Source organism: Arthrobacter sp. JUb119, from assembly GCF_024807995.1.
Lineage (GTDB): Bacteria > Actinomycetota > Actinomycetes > Actinomycetales > Micrococcaceae > Glutamicibacter.
Genome location: NZ_JANUFE010000001.1, coordinates 886,911 through 910,970, shown reverse-complemented (window position 1 = coordinate 910,970; position 24,060 = coordinate 886,911). Strand labels below are relative to the sequence as shown.

The following is a 24,060-nucleotide window of genomic DNA, read 5'->3' as shown; positions in this document are numbered from 1 at the left end:
ACTATTGCATTCAACGTACTTGGCGCTCGGACTGGGCGACACGGTAGCTGGCCAGGGTGGCCACGGCCGCGCGTTCCCAGGTGAAGAGGGCCGAATGTTCCAGCGCCCCATGTCCGGCAGCGGTAATCTGTTCAGGATCCCGGGCCAGTTCAAGCAGCTTAGCGGCCCAAAGCTGGGCATCAGGCTCGGTCATGAGCCAACCGGATTCGCCGTCATTGACGGCGTAGGCCAACCCTCCCACCGCATTGGCCAACACCGGCGTGCCGCAGGCCTGCGCTTCGGCCGCCACCAACCCGAAAGTCTCGGAGAGCGACGGTACCGCAACGACGTCGGCATTGGCGAAGACGAGCGCCAGCTTCTCGGGGGAGAGCGGATCGAAGAACCGGACGACGTCCTCCAAGCCGTGGCGTTGGGCTTGCGCTGGCAGGTCGTAGTCCGTTGCCCCGGACAGCGCGCCGAACAGCGATGCGGTAATGCGCAGGGCTGGATCCTCGCGACGCGCGATGCCCATGGCTTCGAGCAGAAGATGGGCTCCCTTCAGCGGTTGCATGCGCCCGGCGTAGACCAGGTACAAGTCATCGTCGCCCAGAGGCCGGCGCAGCTTGTCCTGATCCGGGTGGAAGATGCGGTGGTTGACGCCCGGCAGGACGATGTCGAGCTTGTTCGAGTCCACGGCGTAGAAGCGCTGCAGCTGTTTCGCCTCGACGGGCGTGTTCGCGATGATGCGCGCGCAGGCGGCGAGCAGCTGCTTCTCTGCTTCCTTTCGCTTCCCCGGCTCGGGGAGACCTGATTCGTGTTCCTTGGCCGCAGCCGAGGTATGCATCGAGACCAGCAAGGGAGCGGACCAGCGCTGCGCCAGTTGCAGCCCCACCATTCCGGAGAGCCAATAGTGCCCGTGGACGACATCGAACTTCACTCCGTGCAAGTGCGTTGCGATTTCCTCCGCGGCCTCGTCGATGATCGCCGGGAGCTGTTCCTTGGCAAGGTTCCGATGGGCAGCGATCTGCACCTGATGCATCCACACGCCCTCGCTGACCTGGAGCGACTCGGATTCGTTGGCGGTGCGCGTGAGCATGTGGACTTCGTGGCCCAGGGCGCCCAGCGCATAGGAAAGGTTCTGGATGTACACGTTCATGCCACCTGCATCGCCGGAGCCCGGCTGCTGCATCGGTGAGGTATGCAGGGAAAGCATGGCTATGCGCATGTTCAGTACTCCAGTAGTGCTGTGCTGGTGACGGAATTTTTCGTTCAAAACTCCGCCTCTGATGCTATCAAGAAGCCAGGTCCAGCATGTTCGCGTTCGCCGATGTCCAGTGATCGACCATCTCCGCTCCGCCGTGGCCATCGGTCTCGCAGATAACCAGTGAGGAAGCTGGCCAGAGCTGGTGAAGTTTCCATGCCGTCATTGACGGTCCGGAAACATCGGCTCGTCCGTGGATCAAAACGGCCGGCAGGTGCCGGATCCCAGCCATATTCTCGATGATCGGCGGCTGGCAGAAACCATCATGGGCCCAGAAATGAGTGGTCAGCCGTGCCATCGAATGCCGGAAGCGGCGGTCACGCCAGCGCGGATCGCGGATGACCTGCTCCGATCCGAGGGAAATGTGGGTATCCTCCCATAGCGCCCATTCGCGGGACGCCGCATCGCGAAGTTCCAGATCGGTGGAGCCGAGCAGTTGCGCGTAGGCCTCGACCAGTCGCAGTTCACCCGCCGCGTAGGCCGGCATGTGGCTGCTGGCGAATCGCGAGAAGCGGTCCCATGCTTCCGGGAAGAGCGCTCCAACAGTTTCGGTGATCCATTGGACTTCTTCACGGCTCGTTGTCGTGACGGCGAAAAGCACCATGCCGACGACGCGTTCGGGATGGGCCTGTGCGTAGGCGAGAGCCAAGGTCGAGCCCCAGGACACGCCATTGATAATCCATTTCTCGATACCCAGCCCGACACGCAGCGTTTCGATATCGGCTATCAGCCGCTGGGTAGTGAATTCTCCCATGTCCGTATCCGCAGCGGCTGCCGAGGGGAGAGAACGACCGCAACCGCGCTGTTCAAAACCAATGAGGCGAGTACGGGACAGATCCCAGCGGTTCCGGTAGCCGCTCGCGCCGAGTGTTCCTCCTGGTCCACCGTGCAGGTGCAGTGCCGGGATTCCCTCGGGACTGCCGAACTCTTCCCAGTACAGCTGGTGGCCGTCATCAGTTGGCATGAGCCCCTGCTGGGCGGGGATGTTGCCCGGGGAAGATTCAGTCATATAAGCACTTTACGACAGCGCACGTGCAAGCGCGGGGGAGGCATGCGCCGCATCCTCAATCGAGGGCGGGGAGTCGTTCGGATTAAATAAAGAAATCCCCGGTTGACCGAAGTCAACCGGGGATTCTACCTGTGCGCGAAAGGGGACTTGAACCCCTACCCTCTTGCGAGGACTAGCACCTCAAGCTAGCGCGTCTACCTATTCCGCCACCCGCGCAGGTTGTCTGTTGTTCGCGTTGTTATCGCTGGCAACGAAGTAAAACTTTACCACCCCCAGCAGGGGATTTCCAATCGGGAAACTCCTCGCAACTGGAGGGTGAAAACCCCGGAATTCCGCGGGAAAACCGGGATTGAGTAGAGGTTTAAGGTAAAAATTCAGAAAATCAGTGTCGAGCGTCACAGGAATGTCATGCGATCTGCCTAGTGAAACCCGGGTTTAGCGGCTCTACTGCGCAGGTGGGCCGAGCCTGGCGGACAGCGTTGCCGCATCGATTACTTCGTTGAAGATCGCGCCACCAGGTTCCAAGCCGCGGCCCGCGGCCAAGTTGGGCAGGAGGACCGGAGAGAAGCCCAAGGCGAGGGTAAGTTCCGAAACCGTCTGGGCATCCTGCTTGTTATCCGATGCGACGCCCAGGGCGCGTTGCGCGGATTGCTTGGTTGCCCGATCCGCGTCCATGTCCCAGTGGCTGATGTGATTGAGCGCTTTGACCACGCGAGAGCTCTTGAAGTGGGTTGCAATGCCTTCGGAGCTGGACAAGCCGGCCTCAAGTGATGTTTCCAGCCAGTCGGGAAGCGGCTCGTCTTCCCAGCGATTGGTTGCATCCACCAGCAAGATGCCCGCCAGGGATGGGACATCAATGTCGTCGAGTTCCTCTTGCGGCACCATGAGCACCACCAAATCGACATCCTCGGCGATGTCTTCGGCCAGTACGGCGGTGGCATGCGATGCGTACTGCGCCAGGTGGTACTTCATCATCCGTGGAGGCCTGGAACCTGCGATGCGTACGTCGATTCTGGCCGATGCTGCTGCGCGGGCGAGGGCTGTGCCGGCTCGTCCCGCTCCAAGGATTCCAATCCGCTTGATGCTCATAACCTCCAGCCTAAACGCGAAAGCCATGGTGGCATGCAATTCATTGCATGCCACCATGGCTTCTGGACCTAGTGAAAGGCCATCAGCTCCAGAGCGGAGCCAGGGACTTGTACAGCTGCTGTACACCCAAGATGATGAACAGTACTGCGGTAATCGCCAACGCGGTGTTGGTATGCCAGCGGTTGGCCCATTCCTTGGGGATGCGCTTGCCATTGAGCAGGCCCAGGAGGGTGACCGCCAGGAATGGCATGAACAGCGCACCGAGGACGCCATAGGCCAGGATCAGGGCAATTGGCTTGTCCAGCAAGAAGAGCACCATTGGCGGGAAGGTCAGCCACAGCACATAGAACTTGAAGTACTTGCCACCGGTCAGCGTATCCGGGTGGTTTGCCGGCTTCTTGCGCATATGGCCCCAGAAGTCGGCGAACATCAGCGAAACGCCATTCCATACGCCGATGATCGACGAGAAGGACGCGGCCCAGAAGCCAATGAGGAAGCCGTTGCCTACGACATCGCCGTATTCGGCTTTCAGCACGTCGCCCAGTTCCAGCAGGCCCTTGTCGCCACCGGAGATGGTCACGCCGGCGGCGCGAACAACTTCCGCGCCAACGATCAGCATGGCCAACACGAAGATGCCGGTCATGACGTAAGCCATGGAGTTGTCGATGCGCATGACCCGCATCCACTTAGGGGTGTACCAGCCTTTCTCGCGCAGCCAGTAGCCGTAAGCGGCCAAGGTGATGGTACCGCCGACGCCGCCAGCCAACGCCAGGGTGTAGACCACGCCGCCTTCCGGGATCATCGGGATCAGGCCCTTGAGCATTTCCGGAATATTTGGCACAGCGATGAAAGCCAAGCCCACCACGGTCACGAACATGATGCCCACCAGTACAGCGGTGATCTTCTCGAAGAAGCTGTACTTTCCGAACCAGACCATCACGAAGCCCAGCAGGCCCATGAGCACTGCCCAGATCTTCAGATCCACTGCCGGCATCAAGGCGGCCAGCGGCAATGCAGCGGAACTCATCGCTGTAGCGCCGTAAACGAAGCCCCAGATGATGATGTAGGGACCGAAGTACCAGGTGGTCCACTTGCCCAGGGTCTTCCAGCCCTCGAAAATGGTTTTGCCAGTTGCCAGGGTGTAGCGGCCGGCGCCTTCAACCAGAACAATCTTCAGGATCACGCCGACAATCACTGCCCAGAGCAGCGCATAGCCGTACTGGCTGCCTGCTACTAGTGTGGCAACCATGTCAGCTGCGCCAACGCCGGTCGCCGCAACGACCAGTCCCGGGCCAATGACTTTCCAGCGCGGCGGGCCGCCACCGTCTAGGTCGGCGCGTTGCGCCTGGATGTTCTCGCTCATTTGATTTTCCTTTTGACACAGTGCGATGCCGCCGCAGAGTCGCATCGGCAGTGACGCGGACCACGGGGGTGTGAGATCGTATTCAATCTTGGTAGTGATCTTTCTTACTGGCAAACTCTCAGTCAAGTACTAACACTTTCTTAGGAATGCAGTGATGTGGAGAACACTGCGTGTTCCGAATTGCTAGAATTGATCAGTTACCCATGGGCGCCGAGCCCGGATCTGAACGTCGAGGATGATGCCGTGCAGCTGTTGATCGCCGAAGACGACCACGCCGTCGCCCGCGCCCTGATCGATGCCGTGAGCGCCGCAGGCCATCAGGCCGAGCATGTCAGCCGCGGTGCTGACGCGCTGTTGAAGCACCACAATGCACAGATGATCCTGCTGGATCTGGGCCTGCCGGATATGGATGGACTGGAAGTCCTGCGCAAACTGCGCCAAATCAGTGAAGTCCCCGTGGTCATCCTCTCGGCGCGCAATGACGAGCGGAGCGTTGTCCGGGGACTGCGCCAGGGCGCCGACGATTTCCTGGTCAAGCCCATCGGGCTGGCGGTCCTTCTGGCCCGCATCGATGCGGTGGCCCGCCGCGCCAAGGTCCAATCCAATGACAATGGCGGTGTGCTCATCGCCGGCGGACTGCGTGTGGACACCGGGAAGCACGAAGCAATTCTGAATGGACGGCACCTCCAGCTGACCGCCAAGGAATTCGAGCTGCTGGCATTGCTGGCCCAGCATGACGGAGCGGTGGTAACCCGGGAGCAGATTCTTGATCGCTTGTGGGGCGACGCGTTCGTGGCGGTGTCGCGCTCCTTGGATGTGCACCTCACCGGTTTGCGCTCCAAGCTTGCTGCGCCCGGGATGATCGTGAACGTTCGCGGAGTCGGCTACCGGCTAGAGACGCCAAGCCCGTGAGGCTGCGCGTACTGGGGATCCTGGGCACGCTGCTGCTTGCAATCGTCGCCATCGTCAGCGCGATGCTGTTGCAGAGCGTCAGCCGTGATGCCACCGCTGAAGTCCAGTTGAACCGGTTATCGGCATTGAACCGCTTTGTCCAGCTTGCCGCCCATGCTGATCTGGCAAATGACATGTCGCTGCTCCAGCTGGAGATGGACACCTATAGCGACCTCTATGGCGAAGGGCTGCTGATCAATCTGGGCCAGCGGCAACTGGTCTCGGGCAGTATCGATCCTGCGGATCCCGAGGTCGCTGGCACCGTGCGCAATTCAGAGCTGAATCTGGGACTGGTCCAGATCCCGCCGATCGATCCTCTCTCGGATGCCACCGCCTTCCTCTCGCAGCCGTTCGGCAATTCTGCTCAAGTGCTCGGCTCTGTCACGATGCAAGTGAACTTGGAAACTGCACGCGCGAAGGTGCTGGAAAAGTCCAGCCTGCTGTGGCTTGTTGTCATTTCCATTGGCGCTGGACTCCTGCTCTTGGCCGACCGCCTGACCTTCTGGGTGCTCCGTCCGGTGCACCGGCTCAATGATGCCGTCAATGACATTGCGCGGCATCAGGCACCAGTTCTCCTCGAAGAGCAAGGCCCACCGGAACTGCGCCGGCTATCGCGGTCGCTGGGCAGCATGGCCCGAACTATGGCCGAGAGCCTGAAGCAGCAGCAGGAGCTCATTGCTGAAACATCCCATCAGCTTCGGAACCCCGTTGCCGCCTTGCGGTTGCGCGTGGATCTTTTGAAGATGCGCATGGGCGACCAAGCGGATCCCGTCGGAGTGCACGCGGTGGAAAACGAACTGCATCGGGTGGAAACCCTGCTGGACGGCGTCATGCGCTTGGCCAGCGCCGAGCATCGGCTAGCCGAGCAAAATGCGGGGGAGTCCTTGCCCGAGACAGCCGTGCACGGCCAACAAGTCGACGTCGGGCAGATGCTCGCCGAGGAAGTCGAACGCCAATCCGAGGTTGCCCGGCAACGGGGAAACCAGCTGGTGCTCGATGGCAGCGCCACCTCGGGGCAGACCGCCATGGTGTGGTGCAACGGATTCGATTTGCAGCAGATGCTCGCGGAACTACTGGAAAACGCCTTCAAGTACGCCCCTGGCAGCAAGATCGTCCTGGGCCTGCGGCTCAACCCGGGAACTGCCAGCATCCAAATACAGGATCACGGAGCCGGCATGAACGCTGCTGAACTCGCGAATGCAGGCGAGCGGTTCTGGCGTGCAGAACGTGTGCGGCACAGTCCGGGAACAGGTTTGGGACTGGCTATCGTGGATCGCTTGGCGCGCGCGAATGCCGGTGAGCTCACGCTTGAATCGGCTCCGGGCGAAGGGCTCAAAGCAACGATCAGCCTGCCCCTGCATGGCAGCAAGCCCGAGGTGCCCGATGAATCCTGAGCCCATGCCGTCCCGGCGGAACTTGCTTCGATATCTCCTGGCAGCCCCACTCGCCGCCGGACTGCCAGCACTGAGTTCCTGCAGCTCGTTGCCCGCTGCGCATCGATTGGATATCGCCTCCGGTGAAGACGGGGGCATGTACTTCCAATTTGCCTCCTTGCTCTCCAACGCCTTGGTGGACCACGGCGTCGCCGAGCATTCCACAGCCCTCAATACCCAGGCCAGCGCCCAGAATCTGGCGATGCTCGCAGAAAACAAGGCCGGGCTGGCTCTTGCCCTGGCCGATACGGTGGACCAGTACCGGAAGGACAGTGCTCCACAAGCGCAGCCGCTGGCCCTGGGCCGCGTCTACCAGAACTATTTCCATTGCATCATCCGCACAGCAGCCGGGATTAGCTCGCTGCAGGATCTGGCAGGACGCACCATCGGCACCGGCGCGCCAGGGTCAGGTACGTGGGTGACCGGCCAGCGCATATTGCGGGCAGCGAAGCTGAAGAATCGCGGGATCGCGCCCAAGGAGCTGCAGTACGGGTACGTGGCAGGGCTGGAGGCGCTGGGCAAGGGAAGCATTGACGCGTTGTTCCTTTTCGGCGGCCTGCCGGTTGCTTCGCTGAGCCGGCTCGCTTCAACCATGGACTTGGGCCTGCTCGATGTTTCAGCGGTGCTGCCGCAGCTGCGCGAGCGGTACCCGGATCTCTACGACGGGGTAGTCATCCCGGAGGGAACCTACCGCGGAATCAAGGCCGTGGAGACGATCGGGGTTGGCAACCTGTTGATGGCGCGCGCGGACATGCCCGAGGAGCTGGCCGGAGCCGTCGTCAAGCTCCTGGTCGCCCACGCTGATCGGCTGGTGCCAGAATCCAGCGCCGGCATCCAGTTCTTGACCCCCGAAACCTTGGTCAGCACCGGAGGCCAGCCCCTGCACCCGGGCGCGAGGAAGGCCTACCAGGAACTTCACGGCTAGAAATTGCGCACGTGCGCACACGACGGTGAGGGCTTTGCCCACTAGTGTGTATTGCAAAGCACTGCTACGAGAGGATCATTGGCGATGTCCACTGCTGGCGACATTCCACTCATGGAAAATGAAGCCGTAGAGATCTGCAGGAAACTGATTCAGATCGACACGACGAACTATGGAGGCAACAAGGGCGCGGGGGAGCTTGACGCCGCCCGCTATGTCGCTGGGCTGCTCGAGGACGTCGGCCTGGAAGCCACAATCTATGAATCCGCTCCCGGGCGGGCCAACGTGGTCACCCGCATCCCGGGGGGCCGATCCGTCATTGCCGGCCCTGGTCGTGCACGGCCACCTGGATGTCGTGCCGGCCATCGCCGAAGACTGGAGCGTGGATCCTTTCGGGGCCCGGATCATCGATGGGATGATCTGGGGACGCGGAGCGGTGGACATGAAGAACATGGACGCGATGATTATCGCCGCCATCCGCCACCTGCAACGCGAGAACATCACCCCGCGGCGCGATCTGGTCATCGCCTTCTTCGCCGATGAGGAAGCTGGCGGGGACTATGGTTCCGGCTGGATGGTGCAGAACCATCCCGAACTCTTCGCCGGGGCGGCCGAGGCCATTAGCGAAGTCGGCGGGTTCTCGGTCGAAATCAACGGCCGCCGGGCCTACATGCTGCAGACTGCGGAAAAGGGCATCGCCTGGCTGAAGCTGGAATCCAAGGGCATGGCCGGCCACGGCTCGCAGCTCAACACCGATAATGCGGTCACCCATCTGGCAGGAGCCGTCCATCGCATCGGTGAGCATCAATGGCCGCTGTCCTACACCAAAACCACCCGCGCATTGCTTGAGCAGGTGGCCGAGCTGTCCGGACTGGACTTCGATGAAGCCGATCCGGCCCCGCTGCTCTCGGCCATGGGCAATGTCTCGCGCTTCGTCGGGGCTACCTTGCAGAACACCGCGAATCCCTCCGCCCTGGAGGCAGGCTACAAGCACAACGTCATTCCCGGGCAGGCCCAAGCGCTGATCGACTGCCGCACCCTGCCCGAGCAGCACGAAGCCACCTTGGAGACCCTGCGTGAACTGGCCGGGGAACACGTTGAGCTGTCCATGGTGCATGAGCAGGAATCCCTGGAGGTGCCCTTCGCCGGTGCGCTGGTGGATTCCATGATCGCGTCGTTGCTGGCTGAAGACCCGGATGCCGTGGTTCTGCCCTATATGCTCTCTGGCGGAACCGATAACAAATGGCTGGCCAAACTGGGGATCACCGGCTACGGATTCGCGCCGCTGCAACTTCCTGCCGAGCTGGATTTCACCGGAATGTTCCATGGCGTCGACGAACGCGTGCCGGTGGACTCCATCAAGTTCGGCGTGCGGGTGCTGCAAAACCTCTTGCAGGAATACTAGAACCAGCGTTGGCCCAGCCAGCACAACAGAATCCAGGAGCAGAATCCTTGACCATCGAATCCATACTGAGCGACGAGCTGCTTGAGCGTTTCCGGGACCGGGCCGCCGGCTATGACGAGTCGAACTCGTTCGCCATCGAAGACTTCAACGAACTGGTGGAACTGGGCTACCTCAAGGCGCTGGTGCCGGCAGTGCGCGGGGGACTGGGGTGGAACTTCCAGACCCTGGCCCTGGCCCAGCGCCGCCTGGCCACCGCGGCACCCGGCACGGCCCTGGCGATCAACATGCACCAGGTATGGGCGGGCGTCGCGTATTTGCTGCAGGCCCGCGGGGACCGGCGCCTGGATATGGTGGCCGATTGGATTGCCGAGGGCGAAGTGATGGCGTTCGGGATTTCGCAGCCCGGCAACGACGCAGTGGTCTTCGACTCGAAAACCAGGGCGAGAACCGCTGCCGATGGCTCGGTGGAGTTCAATGGCGTGAAGATCTTCACCTCGCTGGCACCGGCGTTCACCCGATTGGGGGTGTTCGGCAAGGATGAGGAATCCGGGGAACTGGTTCATGGCTTCGTAGCCAGGGGCGAGGGCGTGCATTCCCTGGACGACTGGAACACCCTGGGCATGCGGGCCAGCCAGTCGCACACCACGAAGCTGGAAAATGCGGTGGCCCCGCGCGAATGGGTGCATAGCCGGCTGCCGGCCGGCCCTAACCAGGACCCGCTGGTTTTCGGCATCTTCGCATCCTTCCTGACCCTGACCGCAAGCGTCTACGTGGGCATCGCAGATCGCGCGGTGACCCTGGCCCAGGAGGCCCTGGGCCAGCGGGTGCACCAGGACGGGACCCGGTATGCGCAGGATGTGCGGGCCCGCGGGCTCTTGGCCGAAGCGGCGATGCGCTTGCTGGCCCTGGATGCCTTGCAACGCTCGGTGGCCGGTGACCTGGAGGCCAAGGCGGATCACCAGGGCGCGTGGTTCCCCAAGCTGGTGACGCTGCGCACACTGGCAGGGGACACTGCACGGGAGAACATCCAGGTGGCCGGACAGCTGCTGGGCGGTGGCGGATATTTCCGGGGATCGGAGTTCGAACGGCTCTACCGCGACGTGCAGGCCAGCTGGTACCACCCGTCCAATGCCGCCTCGGCAGCCAATACGGTGGCCTCGTGGCTGGTAGGCCCGCTCGACAGCTGAGGCAAGGACCCGCGATGGCCGTGAGGGCCAATCGCGGGCATGGTGCCATGTGCCCAGTTGCCGGTTCAGGGAGCCAGGGTGCTGCGAATGCGCATCACCCGGCGGCGCAGCCAGTACTTTTGGGCGCCGCCTTCATAGCGGCAGGTGCGCATGAGCTCCCATTTGCCGTTATCGGCGTGCTCCCGCAGGGCGGCGCGGGCGACATGCTTTGGTTCGCCCGGGAAAGAAGTTATGACCAGGTATTCAAAGCGCTGGTCATCGGGATGATGCAGCGGTGGCTTAATTCTTTCTTCGAGCATCCTGCCCCCTATCTAAAGAACGCCGTGCGTTGTAGCCTCATGCTATGAGTACTGAACCGAGTTTTGCACTGCAAGCATTTATTGCACGCCTGGAGCAGCACCTGGCAATTGTGTCGCAGAGCCGCGGTGCTGGCGAGGCATCCGTCGACGCGGCTTTCGGCGCGCTGGCCGATGCCTTCGAAGACTATGAAGACGCCCTCTACGATCAGTATTCCGAGTTATTGCCCTTCACCATACCCTCGGATGATGCGTGAGTACGACCACGGAGTGAATTTTTCCTATTCCGTGTTTCTGAGTCCGGATAGTCGCAATCGGTGAAGTAATGTCGAGGGGTGAATTGGTTTGAAGCAGCTTTCCTAGGATTGATCCAGGGCCTGACCGAGTTCCTCCCGATCTCGTCCTCAGCCCACTTGCGTATCGTTGGCGAACTCCTGCCCAACGCCCAAGACCCCGGAGCGGCATTTACCGCCATTACCCAGCTGGGTACCGAAACCGCAGTGATCGTCTTCTTCTGGCGTGACATCGTGCGGATCATCGGCGCCTGGTGCAAGGCACTGGCCGGCAAGATCCCGCATTCGGATCCGGATGCCAAGATGGGCTGGCTGATCATTATCGGCTCCCTGCCGATCGCGATCCTGGGCCTGCTGCTGGAAGACTACATCGACACGAACTTCCGTTCGCTGTGGATTGTTGCGACCATGCTGGTGGTCTTCGGCCTGATCCTGGCCATCGCCGACCACTTCGGCAAGCAGCAGCGCACCTTGGACAAGCTGACCGTCAAGCACGGCATCTTCTACGGTTTCGCCCAGGCCATGGCCTTGATTCCGGGCGTCTCGCGTTCGGGCGGCACCATCACCGCGGGTTTGCTCATGGGCTACACCCGTGAAGCCGCAGCCCGCTACTCGTTCCTGCTGGCGATCCCGGCGGTGTTCGCCTCAGGCCTGTACAAGCTGGTGAAGTCCTTCGACGAACCTGGTGTCTACACCCTGGCGCAGACCGGTGTCGCTACCGTCGTGGCCTTCGTCGTCGGCTTCCTGATTGTGGGATGGTTCCTGAAGTTCGTTTCCACCCACTCCTACCGCTTCTTCGTCTGGTACCGCATCCTGCTGGGCCTGGCGCTGTTCGTCGCTCTGGGATTGGGCTGGATGGCCGCCTGATCCAGGTTTTCCAAGATGTCCGTGGACTGCTTCACGGGCATCTTGCAGTTAACGGGAATAAACCTCGCCTTGCTTCACTTGGAGTTAAAGGAAGAAATACGTCGCATCTGCGAAAGGATGTCCATAAGTGCACGCGTGGAATAACCCTGAGGTACCTCAGGTGGCTGGTTCAGCACCAACACTGGAACTTTTCAATACCGCCACCGGAGCCCGACAGGCCACTGCGCCAGCGGATGAAGCTATTGCGCCGGCCAGCATGTACGTTTGCGGTATCACCCCCTATGACGCCACCCATATGGGCCACGCCGCCACATATGTCACCTTCGACCTGGTGCAGCGCACCTGGCGCGATGCCGGTCGCACCGTGGCCTACACCCAGAACATCACCGACGTGGACGACCCGCTGCTCGAACGCGCCGCAGCCACCAACGTCGATTGGCGCGAACTGGCCGAGTCGCAGATCCAGCTCTTCCGCGACGACATGGAAGCCCTGAACGTCATTCCGCCGCAGAACTACATCGGCGCGGTGGAATCCATCCACTGGCTGGTCCCGGTGGTCGAGCAGCTGCTCGATGCGGATCTGGCCTACCGTGTGCCGGCTGGTGCCGATGGGGTGGAAGGCGACGTGTACTTCGACACCCTGGCCGCCCAGAACGATGCCTGGAAACTGGGTGCCGTTTCGAACTACGACCGCCAGACCATGCTCGGCTTCTTCGCCGAACGCGGCGGGGATCCGGATCGTGCCGGCAAGCGCGATGCGCTGGACCCGCTGCTGTGGCGTGCCGCCCGCGAGGGCGAGCCGTCATGGGATGGCGGCAAGCTCGGTTCCGGCCGCCCGGGCTGGCACATCGAATGCTCGGTGATTGCCCGCAAGACCCTGCCGGCCCCCTTCACCGTCCAGGGTGGCGGCTCGGACCTGATCTTCCCGCACCACGAATTCTCCGCGGCCCACGCAGCTGCTGGCGATAACGCGGAACTCGCGCAGACCTACGTGCACACCGGCATGGTGGGCCTGGACGGCGAAAAGATGAGCAAGTCCCTGGGCAACCTGGTGCTGGTTTCCAAACTGCGCGAAGCCGGCGTCGAGCCGGTAGCGATCCGCGCCGTACTGCTCTCCCAGCACTACCGCAGCGACTGGTTCTGGACCGAGCAATTGCTGGCCGCAGCCCAGCAGCGGGTGGCTGCCTGGCGCCAGGCCTTGGCCACCACCAGCACCGAGGACGCAGCCAAGGTAGTGGAAAGCATCCGCAAGCACATGGCCGATGACATCGATGCGCCCTCCGCGCTGGAGGCACTCGACCGGTGGGCGGCGCAGCCGGCCGGCTCGAATGGCGACGGCGCCGAAGCGTTGCGCCACGGCATCGACGCGCTGCTGGGGCTCAAGCTCTAGGCAGCACCGCGCCAAGCATCCCGGGGTCCGGCTTCAGATATCGAAGTCGGACCCCGGGCTGTCTTTGCGGTACTTTCCCCGGCGGCGCAGATAGCGCTCGAATTCCCGGGCAATGGACTCGCCGCTGGCCTCGGGAAGCTCGCTGGTGTCCGTTGCCTGCTCCAGCTGTTCAACGTACTTGGCCACATCCGGATCCGCTGCCGCGAGCTCATCGACCCCATGCTTCCAGGCCAGCGCATCCTCGCGCAGTTTCTGGTCCGGCACGGAGACCGGGATGACTTCCTCCAGCAGCTCGATGATGGCCAGTTGCACCCGCGGGCTGGGGGACTGCGCAACATAGTGGGAGAGCTGCGCCCACAGCGACAGGCTCGGGATCCCGTACCGTTCGAACTCCACGCCGAGCACCGAGGGGATTCCGGTGGGCCCCTCGTAGGTGGAGGCGCTGATCCTCAGGTGCTCCTGGAATCGCGGATCGTCGCTGGCCAGCGAGGTCGGCACCGGCCGGGTATGCGGCACATCGGCCAGCAAGGCGCCCAGGGTGAGCACGGCATGGGCATTGTGTGATTGGGCCACCTTGATGATCCGCGAGCAGAAGGTCTGCCATTTGAATGTCGGCTCGACACCCAGCACCACCAGCAGGTCGGCGGCCGCCTGGGGCAAATGGATCTTGAAGATCTCGGTGCACGGCCAGTCCACTACGCGCCCGGTCCCGGTGCGCCGGGTCTTGGGCCGGGTGAACTGGTAGTCGTAGAAATCGTCCTCGCCCACGGTGGCCACATGCTCATGGGCGTTGGACTCGAGCAGCAGGCGGACGGCGTCCGTGGCCGCCGAACCGGCGTCGTTCCACCCCTCGAAGGCAGCCAAGACGATGGTGGGGCGAATCTCATGCTGGGTCTTGGCAATATAGCTATTCAGCGTCGGGGCGTGGTATTCCTCGTTCATTGAAGACTCCTTGGCAGCACTCGATGCTCTCGGCGTGGCTCGCCGAAGCGGCTTAGCCCCACTCTTCCATCTAGAATGGACTCATGCCAAGCACCAGTTTTGACTTTGCCGCCGGAACCGAGCCCGCAACCCCGCAAGCTGTCCTGTGGGATATGGACGGTACGCTGATCGACACCGAACCCTATTGGCTGGCTGCCGAAGCTGAGCTGGTGGCTTCCCATGGCGGCTCGTGGAGCCATGAACAAGGCCTGGCCCTGGTGGGCAACGCCTTGCCAGATGGAGCCCGGGCCCTGCAGCAGGCCGGGGTCAAGCTGGAGATCCGCGAGATCATCGACTGGCTCTCTGCCCGGGTGGTTGCCGGCATCCGCCGCGAGATCCCCTGGCGGCCAGGAGCCCGCGAATTGCTCGCGGCGTGCAAGCAGGCAGGCATCCCGCAGGCTTTGGTGACCATGTCCGAGCGCAGCATCGTCGATGAACTGATGATCAGCATCCCCGAAGGCACCTTCCAGGCCAGCGTTACCGGTGAAGAGGTCGCCAACGGCAAGCCGCACCCGGAACCTTATCTGGCTGGACTGCAGCTGCTGGGACAGTGCACCGGGAAAGAACTGGAAGCAGCCAGGTGCATTGGTTTCGAGGATTCCGTGCCGGGCATCGCCTCGGCGTCCGCGGCCGGGCTGCATGCGGTGCTGGTCCCCAACGCCACCGACCCGGGAGAAGGCAATTGGCGCCGGATCGACAGCTTGGCATCCGTGGATGTACATGAAATGACTCGATGGTTGGTGCAGGTTAGCGCGTGAGCGACACTCAGGAAAAGTCCCCTGGAATCAAGCTGGGGCGTATCGGGGGCGTCCCGGTCTACCTCTCCAGCTCGTGGTTCATCATCACCGCGGTCATCACCTTCAGCGTTGGCATCCAGCTTTCGCGCGGCGGAATCATCCCGCCGCTGAACGCCTACCTGATGGGCCTGGCCTGCGCGGTGGCTATTGCCGTGGCCGTGCTGATCCATGAGGTCGCGCACGCGATGACCGCGCGCGCCTTCAAGTGGCCCGATGCGCACATCGTGTTGACGCTGATGGGCGGGCACACCCAGTTCGGTTCCTTCAAGGCCAAGCCCGGCGCCTCGCTCTGGGTGGCACTCTCCGGACCGCTGTCGAACTTCCTGCTGGCCGGAATCGGCTGGCTGGTGATCGAGAACGCGGCCATGGGCGTGTACCCGAACCTGCTGCTGGACTTCTTCGTCTATGCCAACCTGCTGCTCGGCGCCTTCAACGCGCTGCCCGGGCTTCCGCTCGATGGCGGGCGGCTGGTCGAATCGATCGTCTGGAAGGCCACCGGATCCCAGTTCAAGGGCACCATCGCCTCGAGCTGGGTGGGCCGGGCAATCGCCGTGGGCCTGGTCTTCTACTTCGTGATCTATCCTCTGGTACGCGGCGAGCAGCCCGAGATCATCACGGTGGTGGTCGGCATCATGGTGGCGATGTTCATGTGGCAAGCCACCACGCAGCTGATTGCGCACTCCAAGATGATGCTGAACCTGCCCACCGTGATCGCCACCGACTTGATGCGCCCGGCTTCGGCCATGGTTTCGCACGCAACCGTAGCCGACGTGCTCTCCCGCCAGAACGCTCGCGGGGGAGAGATCATCCTGGTCGACCCGAAAGGGATGCCGGTCGGGGTCATCGATGCGCAGGCACTGTCCCGGGTGGACCCGAACCAGGCGGCCCAGGTTCCGGCCTTGGCCGTGTCCCGTGCCCTGGGCCAGGGCGCGATCGTGGCCGAGGATTCCGATGGCCGCGCACTGATCGACTACCTGGCCAGCGTGGACAGCGCCGAATATGCGGTGATCAGCGCCACCGGGCAGGTGGTGGGCCTGCTGCACCAGCGGCAGATCGTCAACGCCGTCACCGGACGCCGCAAGTAAACTCTATACAGACTGAAAAGCACCAAGAAAAGGATCACATCAGTGAGCGAAGCTAAGAGCCAGGCGCCGCACGGCGCGGCAGCCCGTCGCGGCCCCTTCCGTGTCGGCGACCGCGTGCAGCTGACCGACGAGAAACGCCGGATCAACACCATCACCCTGCAGCACGGTGGAGAGTTCCACACGCACAAGGGCGTGCTGCCGCACGAGGCCATCATCGGCCTGCCCGAAGGCTCGGTCATCGAGAATATCGACGGCTTCCGCTACCAAGCCCTGCGCCCGCTGGCCAAGGATTTCGTGCTCTCCATGCCGCGCGGCGCCACCGTGGTCTACCCGAAGGATGCCGCGCAGATCGTGCAGTTCGGCGACATCTTCCCGGGCGCACGCGTCGTCGAAGCCGGTGTCGGTTCCGGCGCGCTGTCCATCTCGCTGCTGCGCGCGGTCGGCGATGAGGGCTTCCTGCACTCCTTCGAGCGACGCGAGGAATTCGCCGATATCGCCCGCGGCAACATCTCCACCGTCTTCGGTGGCGAGCACCCCTCGTGGCAGATCTCCATCGGCGACTTCCAGGACAAGGTCGTCGAGCTGGAAGAACCGGGCAGCATCGACCGCGTGGTCCTGGACATGCTCAGCCCCTGGGAATGCCTGGATGCGGTAGCTACCGTGCTGGCGCCGGGCGGCGTGTGGACCAACTACGTGTCCTCGGTGACCCAGATGTCCCGCGTGGTCGAGGCCATCCGTGCTTCGGGCCAGTTCACCGAGCCAGAGTGCTTCGAAACCCTGGTGCGCGGCTGGCACGTCGACGGCCTGGCTGTCCGCCCGGATCACCGGATGGTGGCGCACACCGCATTCCTGATCACCTGCCGCCGACTGGCCGATTCCGCCGATGGCATCCCGAAGGCCAAGCGCATCAAGGAGCACTCGTACTCCGATGAGGACCTGAGCGCATGGACGCGCGATCACGCCGAGGGCGAGTGGACCGCTGAAGCACTGGGCGAGCGCGGCTTGTCGGATAAGAAGCTGCGCCGGGCCGCCCGCGATGCCAACCAGTCCGTGCGCGTGCGTGCCGCTGAAGAAGGCGCCGAAGGCGCTGGCGGCGAAGCCTGAGTTGCAACCATATATTGAGACATTGCGTCTCATTATGTGACATTGGGCCCCGAGTGTTCTGCACTCGGGGCCTTCAGTTCCTAGGATGGAAGCAAGACGGTGCGCCAAGCACCGGAAAAAACCTCATCAGGGCGCACGAACCGCCCCGGTGACGTTGGATGTTGGAGGTTGGAACGTGAACGATAATCGCGAGGCAGAACAATTGGCCGAGCGGCTGCAGATGACCGAACGCCAGGTCAACGTGCTGCGCGACAAGAATCGCAACCTCGACAAGCAACTCGCCGGGATCAGCGGCAATAACAAGCGCCTGGTGGCCCTGCTGGAAACCACCCGCGAGCAGATCATCAACCTGAAGTCGGCGCTGGAAAAAGACGGGGACACTCCCTTCAGCCACGGCACCATCGTGGCCAAGCACCCGCGCAAGCACCCCGAACCCGGGCTCGGCATCGAATCCACCGGCGCCCAGTCCGCAGATGTCATCTACTCCGGGCGCAAGATGCGCGTGGCCGTCAGCCCGCTGATGGATTTCGACAAGCTGGTCATCGGCCAGCAGGTGCTGCTCAATGAAGCACTGGTGATCGTCGCGGCCCTGGGATTCGAAGAGACCGGTGAACTGGTCACGGTCAAGGAACTGCTGGAAAATCACCACGCCGTAGTCATGGCCCGTGCCGATGACCAGCGCGTCGTTGAACTCGCTGGCCCGCTGCGCGAGATGCACCTGCGCGTGGGCGACCAGCTGGCCATCGATTCGCGTTCGGGCATGGCGGTATCCCGCGTCCAGCTCACCGACATGCAGTCACTGGTGCTCGAGGAAGTCCCGGACATTGCCTACTCGGACATTGGCGGGCTGAACTCGCAGATCGAAGCCATCAAGGACTCGGTGGAGCTGCCCTTCACCCACCCTGAGCTGTACCGCGAACACGGGTTGAGCGCGCCAAAGGGGATCCTGCTCTACGGCCCTCCGGGCTGCGGCAAGACCCTGATCGCCAAGGCGGTGGCGCACTCCCTGGCCCAGCGCGTCGTCGAGCGCAAGGAAGGGGCCAGCAACCGCAGCTACTTCCTGAACATCAAGGGTCCGGAGCTGCTGGACAAGTACGTGGGCGAAACCGAGCGGCACATCCGCCTGATCTTCGCCCGCGCCCGGGAGAAGGCGCTGCATGGAGATCCGGTGGTGGTGTTCTTCGACGAGATGGAAGCGCTGTTCCGTACCCGCGGCACCGGTGTCTCCTCGGATGTGGAAACCACCATCGTGCCGCAGCTGCTGGCCGAAATTGACGGCGTCGAGCGCCTGGATAACGTGATTGTCATCGGCGCGTCCAACCGCGAAGACATGATCGACCCGGCGATCCTGCGTCCGGGACGCCTGGATGTCAAGATCAAGATCCGCCGTCCCGATGCCGAGGGCGCCACAGAAATCTTCAGCAAGTACCTGACGACCGAACTGCCGCTGCACGCCGATGAGCTCGATGCCGATGCCGGGGATGCCGGCGCCACCATAGCGCGCATGATCCGCGGAGCCGTCCAGGCAATGTACTCCACCGAGCGGATCAACGAATTCCTCGAAGTCACCTATGTTACCGGTGCCACCGAAGTGCTCTATTTCAAGGACTTCGCCTCGGGCGCGGTCATCCACAACATCGTGGACCGCGCCAAGAAGCATGCCATCAAGGCGCTGATTACGCAGAACGAGCGCGGACTGAAAATGAAGTACCTGCTGCGTGCGGTGCGCGAAGAGTTCGCCGAGCACGAAGACATGCCCAACACCACCAACCCCGATGATTGGGCCCGGATTTCCGGCCGCAAGGGCGAGCGGATCAGCAACATCCGTTCCCTGGTCCAGCAGCAGGCCGGCAAATGAGCGCACGTCGGCTGGTCGGCCTGGAAACCGAATACGGAATTATCCGCCCGAACATGCCCAAGGCCAACGCCACGGTGCTTTCGGCGCAGATCGTTGACGCCTACGCGCAATTGGTCGCCGAGCAGGATTCGGCGGCCAAGGCAGCACGCTGGGACTACAGCGACGAATCCCCGCTGCAAGATGCGCGCGGATTCGCCATGGACCGGGCCCAAGCGCATCCGAGCCAGCTGACCGACCTGGAGCCGGGGCTGGACGACGAGGGCATCTGGACCGCCGAATCCATTGCGCTGGATGGCAACGACGCGCATTTGGGTTCAACGCTCTACCAGGAGAAGGAATCCACGGATGTCGTGATGAACATGGTCCTGGGCAACGGCGCACGCCTGTACGTCGACCACGCCCACCCGGAATACTCCAGCCCCGAATCGATGACCCCGCGTGATGCGGTGCTCTGGGACCAAGCCGGCGATGAAGTGATGCGCCGCGCCGCGGCCGCCGCCCAGCGCCTGGGCAGCGGGGAACTGCTGCTGTACAAGAACAACACCGATAACAAGTCGGTCTCCTACGGCTCGCATGAGAACTACCTGATGCCGCGCGGCATCGAGTTCTCTTCGATTGTCCGCGGGCTCACCCCGTTCTTTGCCAGCAGGCAGATCTTCTGCGGTGCCGGCCGGGTGGGCCAGGGCATGCTCAACGAGCGCGCCGCCTTCCAGGTCTCCCAGCGTGCCGACTTCTTCGAGGCGGAAGTGGGCCTGGAAACCACGATCAACCGCCCGATCATCAACACCCGCGATGAACCGCACGCGAACTGGGACAAGTACCGCCGCCTGCACGTGATCATCGGGGATGCGAACCTCGGGCAGATCTCCACCCTGCTGCGCGTGGGCACCACCAACTTGGTGCTCTCGCTGATCGAAGCGGGGATGGCCCCGCAGCTGGAACTGGTCGAGCCGGTCCTGGCCTTGCAGCAAATCAGCCACGACCCCACCCTGAAGGCCAAGGTGCGGTTGCGCGGAGGGGTCCAGCTCACCGCCATTGAAATCCAGCGCCATTACCTGCATGCGGCAGAAAACTACTGTGCGGCACGCGGTATTGATGATCCGGACACCACCGAGATCCTCAGCCGTTGGGCGCAGATCCTGGAGTTGCTCGAGCGCGACCCGATGGACGCGGCAGACCAGATTGACTGGATCGCCAAATACCAGCTGGTCAACGGCTTCGCCCAGCGCCACCAGCTTGAGCTGTCCGATCCACGCGTGGCGATGCTGGACCTGCAATGGGCTGATTTGCGGACCGATAAGGGCTTGTACTACCGCATGGCCGAACGCGGGGCCATCCAGAGGATCTTCAGCCAGCAGGAGATCAACCAAGCCGTGGCCAGCCCGCCGGAAGATACCCGGGCCTACCTGCGCGGCATGACCCTGCAGCGCTATGCGCCCTACGTGGTCGCAGCGAACTGGGATGCGTTGTCCTTCGCCGTCCCCGGGGCGCGCAAGATCAGCCGCTTCCACATGCCCGAACCGCTGGGCGGAACCCGTGCGCAGGTTGGCGAGCTGTTCGACACGCAGCTGGAGATTGCGGAATTTATCGACGAATTGGCCAGGCGTCGCTAATCGGCGCAGAATAGGTATGAGTCTCGGCGCGTAATTCCGGGATTCACGACGACTTAGGAGAAAACGATGACTCAGGAAAGCTTCTCGGCCCGCCGCAGCACCCAGAACCAGCAGGCCGAAACGGAACAGGTCCAGGTGAATACCACCGGCCAGTCCGCCGGCGTGGATGACCTGCTGGACGAGATCGACTCGGTGCTGGAATCCAACGCTGAAGAGTTCGTCCGCGGATTCGTGCAAAAGGGCGGCCAGTAAGCCCCAACGGGCACACAGCTTTGGAAGTCGTGTTCTGGCCAATGTGGCGGAACCGCAGTTGAGGGGAAGTAGCTTCGCGTGGATCGCAGAATCTTTGGTCTGGAAACCGAATTCGGGCTGAATTATGTCCCGTCGGATGGGCGCCGGCTCACCCCGGAGGATGCCGCACGGCACCTGTTCAAGCCGGTAGTCAGCTGGGGGCGCAGTTCGAATGTGTTCCTGGAGAACGGCTCGCGCCTCTACCTGGATGTGGGCTCGCACCCGGAGTACGCCACCGCGGAATGCGACCAGCTCAAGCAGCTGATCGCCCACGACCGCGCAGGGGAGGCGTTCATGCTGGACCTCGTTGACCAGGCAGAGGACCAGCTGGCCGAGGAAGGCCACGAAGGCCGGATCTACATGTTCAAGAACAATGTGGACTCCGCCGGGAACTCCTATGGCTGCCACGAGAACTACCTGATTCCACGCAAAATCGAGTTCAAGCGCCTCGCTGACATGCTCATCCCTTTCCTCGTCACCCGCCAGCTATTGTGCGGTGCCGGGCATCTGATCACCGATGAAGAGCAGACCAAGTACGTCTTCTCCCAGCGCGCCGATCACATGTGGGAGGGGGTCTCCTCGGCCACAACGCGCTCGCGTCCGATCATCAATACCCGCGATGAGCCGCACGCCGATGCCGAGTACCACCGCCGGCTGCATGTCATAGTGGGCGACTCGTCGATGAGCGAAACCACCCAGCTGCTGAAGATCGGCGCCACCGACTTGGTGCTGCGCCTGATCGAATCCGGCGAAATCTACCACGATCTGCGACTGGAAAACCCGATTCGCTCCATCCGCCAGATCTCCCACGATTTCACTGGCCAGACCGTAGTGCGGCTCATGGGCGGCGACGAACCGACCGCACTGCAGATCCAGTGGATCCTCTTCGAATCCGTCAAGGAATTCATCGCCCGCCACGGCGCGCACCACGACCAGGTGGATACCGTCCTGGAATTGTGGGAACGCACGCTGAACGCAGTGGAAAGCCAGGACTTCTCGCTGATCGACCGGGACATCGACTGGGCGATCAAGCACAAGCTGCTCACGGGCTATGCCCAGAAGAACTCCCTGGAGCTCTCGGCGCCACGGATCGCGCAGCTGAACCTGACCTACCATGACATCGACCCGCAGCGCGGCCTGTTCCACCTGCTCAAGCGCCGCGGCCTGGCCAGCGCAGTCGTCTCCGACGCTGAAATCAATCAGGCTGTGAACAACCCGCCAGCCACGACACGCGCGGCACTGCGAAGCAAATTCATTCGCGCCGCCCGCGCCAATGGGCGACGCTATAGCGCCGATTGGGTCCACATGAAGTATGAGGATGGCCCGGGCGGAATTGTGCTGTGCAAGGACCCGTTCGCAACCACCAATTCACAGATTGACGAGCTCATTGAGCTGATGGGCCAGCAGCTTTAGCTAGCTGGAAACAAGTATTTACACAGCAAAAACCTCTAAGCTGGACGCAGGTCATTACGGCCCTTGCCATGTGCAAGCCCGCAATGCATGACCAGCTAGTCCAACCGGAAAGAAGATTCGTGCGAAAAGTTTTGGCAGTATGCGCCACCGCGTCCATCCTTGCCCTGGCGTCCTGCGGTTCGGGTTCGTCATCCCTGAGCGGCATCGACGTCAAGCCAGCAGAAGATAGCAAGACCGCACCTGAGGTTAAATTCGATGCGCCGCTCCTGACCGAAAAGTCAGAAGCAGTCACCGTGGTGGAGGGCGAGGGTTCCGACATCAAGGAAGGCGACACCATCCAGATCCAGTCGGGCCTGTACAAGACCATCGACGGCCTGCTGACCAATGAGAACTTCACTGCTGATCCGGCTCCCATGAAGGTTGACGAGACGCTCAAGGAGCAGATGCCCGAGCTCTACGAAACCCTGCTGAAGTCCCAGATTGGCGACTGGATCGCTTACGCAGCCATCGAAGGCGTTCAGCAGCCGGACGGGTCCATCGCCGAACCGGCCGAAGGCTCGCGTGCCGAACGGCTGATCGTGATCAAGATTGCGGACTCCAAGAGCCCTAGCCAGACGATGGGCAAGGAAGAAGTCCAGCAGCTCAAGGACGACGGCAAGCTCCCCACCGTGAAGACCGGCAAGGGCGATCCGCAGATCACCATCCCCAAGGACACCGAAGCCCCGGCAGGCCTGGCAGTGGACGTCCTTGAAGAAGGCGACGGCCCAGCGGTTGGCCAAACGTCCAAGGTCACTGCCCACTACCACGGCGTGCGCTGGGAAGATGGCAAGAAGTTCGACGGCAACTTCGGCAACGAAGAAGGCTTCGAAGCCGATATGGCCGGCGGAGTCATCCAGGGCTGGCTGCAGGGCTTCCAGGGTCTGAAGGAAGGCAGCAAGGTCTTGCTGACTGTCCCAACGGACTTGGCCTACGGCGAAACAGCTGAAGCCCAGGGGCGTCCTGCAGGACCACTGGTCTTCTACGTAGAATTAGACAAGGTAAGCGAAAGCAAGTAACAGAAAGGCCGTGACTATGTCGTTCGGAGAACGCAACTACGACCGCACCAAGCCGGAGATCGATTTCCCGGGCACCGACGCTCCTGAAGAACTGGTCATCACCGACCTGGTCGAGGGAACCGGCGCCGAGGTCACCCCAGGCACCACCGTTGAAGCGCACTATGTAGGCGTTGCCTGGTCCACCGGCGAAGAGTTCGACTCTTCCTGGGGCCGCGGGCAGACCCTCGACTTCCCAGTGGGTGTCGGAATGGTTATCCAGGGCTGGGACCAGGGCCTGCTGGGCATGAAGGTCGGCGGCCGTCGCCGACTGGATATCCCATCGCACCTGGCCTACGGCGAGCGTGGCGCCCCAGGCGCCATTGCGCCTAACGAAGCACTGATTTTCGTTGTGGATCTGATGGGCACCAAGTAATTCCAA

Annotated in this window: 22 protein-coding genes, 1 tRNA gene and 1 pseudogene; 17 read left to right on the top strand and 7 right to left on the bottom strand. The window is 62.5% G+C overall.

Annotated elements, in window-relative coordinates; translation table 11 throughout:
- Positions 1-10 precede the first annotated feature (10 nt).
- The 5 genes from M2368_RS04350 to M2368_RS04330 all read right to left on the bottom strand — a co-directional run bounded on the left by M2368_RS04350 (position 11) and on the right by M2368_RS04330 (position 4,701).
- A complete protein-coding gene (locus M2368_RS04350) occupies positions 11-1,252 on the bottom strand; it encodes a glycosyltransferase (RefSeq protein WP_498724044.1) in 1,242 nt (413 codons plus the stop codon).
- Between the two features lie 19 nt (positions 1,253-1,271).
- Positions 1,272-2,249 (bottom strand): alpha/beta fold hydrolase, encoded by a 978-nt coding sequence (locus M2368_RS04345; RefSeq protein ID WP_498724043.1) that lies wholly within the window; start codon positions 2,247-2,249, stop codon positions 1,272-1,274.
- Positions 2,250-2,381: 132 nt separating this feature from the next.
- Positions 2,382-2,465, bottom strand: a tRNA-Leu gene (locus M2368_RS04340).
- Positions 2,466-2,693: 228 nt separating this feature from the next.
- On the bottom strand, positions 2,694-3,338 hold the full coding sequence (locus M2368_RS04335; protein ID WP_332595141.1) for an NADPH-dependent F420 reductase: 645 nt from the start codon (positions 3,336-3,338) through the stop codon (positions 2,694-2,696).
- 82 nt (positions 3,339-3,420) lie between these two features.
- Positions 3,421-4,701: an Nramp family divalent metal transporter gene (locus tag M2368_RS04330; protein ID WP_105661266.1), complete on the bottom strand. Its 1,281-nt coding sequence runs from the start codon at positions 4,699-4,701 to the stop codon at positions 3,421-3,423.
- Positions 4,702-4,944: 243 nt separating this feature from the next.
- Between M2368_RS04330 and M2368_RS04325 the strand changes: the two genes are divergently transcribed.
- The 5 genes and pseudogenes from M2368_RS04325 to M2368_RS04305 all read left to right on the top strand — a co-directional run bounded on the left by M2368_RS04325 (position 4,945) and on the right by M2368_RS04305 (position 10,599).
- The gene (locus tag M2368_RS04325) at positions 4,945-5,613 is read left to right on the top strand and encodes a response regulator transcription factor (RefSeq protein ID WP_105661563.1); all 669 of its coding nucleotides are present in this window, start codon (positions 4,945-4,947) and stop codon (positions 5,611-5,613) included.
- Positions 5,610-7,046, top strand: a complete 1,437-nt coding sequence (locus M2368_RS04320; protein WP_402696185.1) for a sensor histidine kinase — start codon at positions 5,610-5,612, stop codon at positions 7,044-7,046. The genes M2368_RS04325 and M2368_RS04320 overlap by 4 nt, the downstream gene beginning before the upstream one ends.
- Positions 6,943-8,010 carry a TAXI family TRAP transporter solute-binding subunit gene (locus M2368_RS04315; protein ID WP_498724042.1) on the top strand — a complete coding sequence of 356 codons (1,068 nt, stop codon included), beginning with the start codon at positions 6,943-6,945 and terminating at the stop codon, positions 8,008-8,010. The genes M2368_RS04320 and M2368_RS04315 overlap by 104 nt, the downstream gene beginning before the upstream one ends.
- Before the next feature lie 84 nt (positions 8,011-8,094).
- Positions 8,095-9,412: pseudogene (locus M2368_RS04310) on the top strand (M20/M25/M40 family metallo-hydrolase).
- A 47-nt stretch (positions 9,413-9,459) separates the two neighbouring features.
- Positions 9,460-10,599, top strand: a complete 1,140-nt coding sequence (locus M2368_RS04305; RefSeq protein WP_498724041.1) for an acyl-CoA dehydrogenase family protein — start codon at positions 9,460-9,462, stop codon at positions 10,597-10,599.
- 65 nt (positions 10,600-10,664) lie between these two features.
- On the opposite strand, the gene M2368_RS04300 is transcribed toward M2368_RS04305, so the two are convergent.
- Complete coding sequence (locus M2368_RS04300; RefSeq protein ID WP_105657828.1) at positions 10,665-10,898, bottom strand: DUF5703 family protein; 234 nt, start codon at positions 10,896-10,898, stop codon at positions 10,665-10,667.
- Between the two features lie 44 nt (positions 10,899-10,942).
- On the opposite strand from M2368_RS04300, the gene M2368_RS04295 reads away from it, so the two are divergent.
- The 3 genes from M2368_RS04295 (at position 10,943) to mshC (ending at position 13,445) form a co-directional block, all read left to right on the top strand.
- Positions 10,943-11,152: a hypothetical protein gene (locus M2368_RS04295; RefSeq protein WP_105657829.1), complete on the top strand. Its 210-nt coding sequence runs from the start codon at positions 10,943-10,945 to the stop codon at positions 11,150-11,152.
- A 78-nt stretch (positions 11,153-11,230) separates the two neighbouring features.
- Positions 11,231-12,055 carry an undecaprenyl-diphosphate phosphatase gene (locus tag M2368_RS04290; RefSeq protein WP_332595136.1) on the top strand — a complete coding sequence of 275 codons (825 nt, stop codon included), beginning with the start codon at positions 11,231-11,233 and terminating at the stop codon, positions 12,053-12,055.
- A 127-nt stretch (positions 12,056-12,182) separates the two neighbouring features.
- Positions 12,183-13,445 carry a cysteine--1-D-myo-inosityl 2-amino-2-deoxy-alpha-D-glucopyranoside ligase gene (gene mshC, locus M2368_RS04285; RefSeq protein ID WP_133833382.1) on the top strand — a complete coding sequence of 421 codons (1,263 nt, stop codon included), beginning with the start codon at positions 12,183-12,185 and terminating at the stop codon, positions 13,443-13,445.
- Positions 13,446-13,478: 33 nt separating this feature from the next.
- On the opposite strand, the gene M2368_RS04280 is transcribed toward mshC, so the two are convergent.
- Complete coding sequence (locus M2368_RS04280) at positions 13,479-14,387, bottom strand: PAC2 family protein (RefSeq protein ID WP_332498551.1); 909 nt, start codon at positions 14,385-14,387, stop codon at positions 13,479-13,481.
- 83 nt (positions 14,388-14,470) lie between these two features.
- On the opposite strand from M2368_RS04280, the gene M2368_RS04275 reads away from it, so the two are divergent.
- From M2368_RS04275 to M2368_RS04235, 9 genes are all read left to right on the top strand, one after another.
- Positions 14,471-15,184 (top strand): HAD family hydrolase, encoded by a 714-nt coding sequence (locus M2368_RS04275; protein WP_332486260.1) that lies wholly within the window; start codon positions 14,471-14,473, stop codon positions 15,182-15,184.
- Entirely contained in the window at positions 15,181-16,308 is a 1,128-nt protein-coding gene (locus tag M2368_RS04270; protein WP_332498550.1) for a site-2 protease family protein, read from the top strand. The genes M2368_RS04275 and M2368_RS04270 overlap by 4 nt, the downstream gene beginning before the upstream one ends.
- Positions 16,309-16,350: 42 nt before the next feature.
- A complete protein-coding gene (locus M2368_RS04265; protein WP_332503009.1) occupies positions 16,351-17,412 on the top strand; it encodes a tRNA (adenine-N1)-methyltransferase in 1,062 nt (353 codons plus the stop codon).
- Between the two features lie 220 nt (positions 17,413-17,632).
- A complete protein-coding gene (arc, locus tag M2368_RS04260; RefSeq protein WP_332486297.1) occupies positions 17,633-19,270 on the top strand; it encodes a proteasome ATPase in 1,638 nt (545 codons plus the stop codon).
- The gene (gene dop / locus M2368_RS04255; protein ID WP_133833377.1) at positions 19,267-20,883 is read left to right on the top strand and encodes a depupylase/deamidase Dop; all 1,617 of its coding nucleotides are present in this window, start codon (positions 19,267-19,269) and stop codon (positions 20,881-20,883) included. Before arc ends, dop begins: the two co-directional genes overlap by 4 nt.
- 66 nt (positions 20,884-20,949) lie before the next feature.
- The gene (locus M2368_RS04250) at positions 20,950-21,135 is read left to right on the top strand and encodes a ubiquitin-like protein Pup (protein WP_105657838.1); all 186 of its coding nucleotides are present in this window, start codon (positions 20,950-20,952) and stop codon (positions 21,133-21,135) included.
- 78 nt (positions 21,136-21,213) lie between these two features.
- Complete coding sequence (pafA, locus tag M2368_RS04245; protein ID WP_105657839.1) at positions 21,214-22,587, top strand: Pup--protein ligase; 1,374 nt, start codon at positions 21,214-21,216, stop codon at positions 22,585-22,587.
- A 119-nt stretch (positions 22,588-22,706) separates the two neighbouring features.
- Complete coding sequence (locus tag M2368_RS04240) at positions 22,707-23,642, top strand: FKBP-type peptidyl-prolyl cis-trans isomerase (protein WP_332486254.1); 936 nt, start codon at positions 22,707-22,709, stop codon at positions 23,640-23,642.
- A 16-nt stretch (positions 23,643-23,658) separates the two neighbouring features.
- On the top strand, positions 23,659-24,054 hold the full coding sequence (locus M2368_RS04235; RefSeq protein ID WP_013348985.1) for an FKBP-type peptidyl-prolyl cis-trans isomerase: 396 nt from the start codon (positions 23,659-23,661) through the stop codon (positions 24,052-24,054).
- Positions 24,055-24,060: the final 6 nt, after the last annotated feature.

Coding starts and splice junctions, on each gene's coding strand:
- M2368_RS04345 (WP_498724043.1), bottom strand. CDS start 2,249: ATGACTGAATCTTCCCCGGGCAACATCCCCGCCCAGCAGGGGCTCATG.
- M2368_RS04335 (WP_332595141.1), bottom strand. CDS start 3,338: ATGAGCATCAAGCGGATTGGAATCCTTGGAGCGGGACGAGCCGGCACA.
- M2368_RS04330 (WP_105661266.1), bottom strand. CDS start 4,701: ATGAGCGAGAACATCCAGGCGCAACGCGCCGACCTAGACGGTGGCGGC.
- M2368_RS04315 (WP_498724042.1), top strand. CDS start 6,943: ATGCCGGTGAGCTCACGCTTGAATCGGCTCCGGGCGAAGGGCTCAAAG.
- M2368_RS04300 (WP_105657828.1), bottom strand. CDS start 10,898: ATGCTCGAAGAAAGAATTAAGCCACCGCTGCATCATCCCGATGACCAG.
- M2368_RS04295 (WP_105657829.1), top strand. CDS start 10,943: ATGAGTACTGAACCGAGTTTTGCACTGCAAGCATTTATTGCACGCCTG.
- M2368_RS04280 (WP_332498551.1), bottom strand. CDS start 14,387: ATGAACGAGGAATACCACGCCCCGACGCTGAATAGCTATATTGCCAAG.
- M2368_RS04275 (WP_332486260.1), top strand. CDS start 14,471: ATGCCAAGCACCAGTTTTGACTTTGCCGCCGGAACCGAGCCCGCAACC.
- arc (WP_332486297.1), top strand. CDS start 17,633: ATGACCGAACGCCAGGTCAACGTGCTGCGCGACAAGAATCGCAACCTC.
- dop (WP_133833377.1), top strand. CDS start 19,267: ATGAGCGCACGTCGGCTGGTCGGCCTGGAAACCGAATACGGAATTATC.
- M2368_RS04250 (WP_105657838.1), top strand. CDS start 20,950: ATGACTCAGGAAAGCTTCTCGGCCCGCCGCAGCACCCAGAACCAGCAG.
- M2368_RS04235 (WP_013348985.1), top strand. CDS start 23,659: ATGTCGTTCGGAGAACGCAACTACGACCGCACCAAGCCGGAGATCGAT.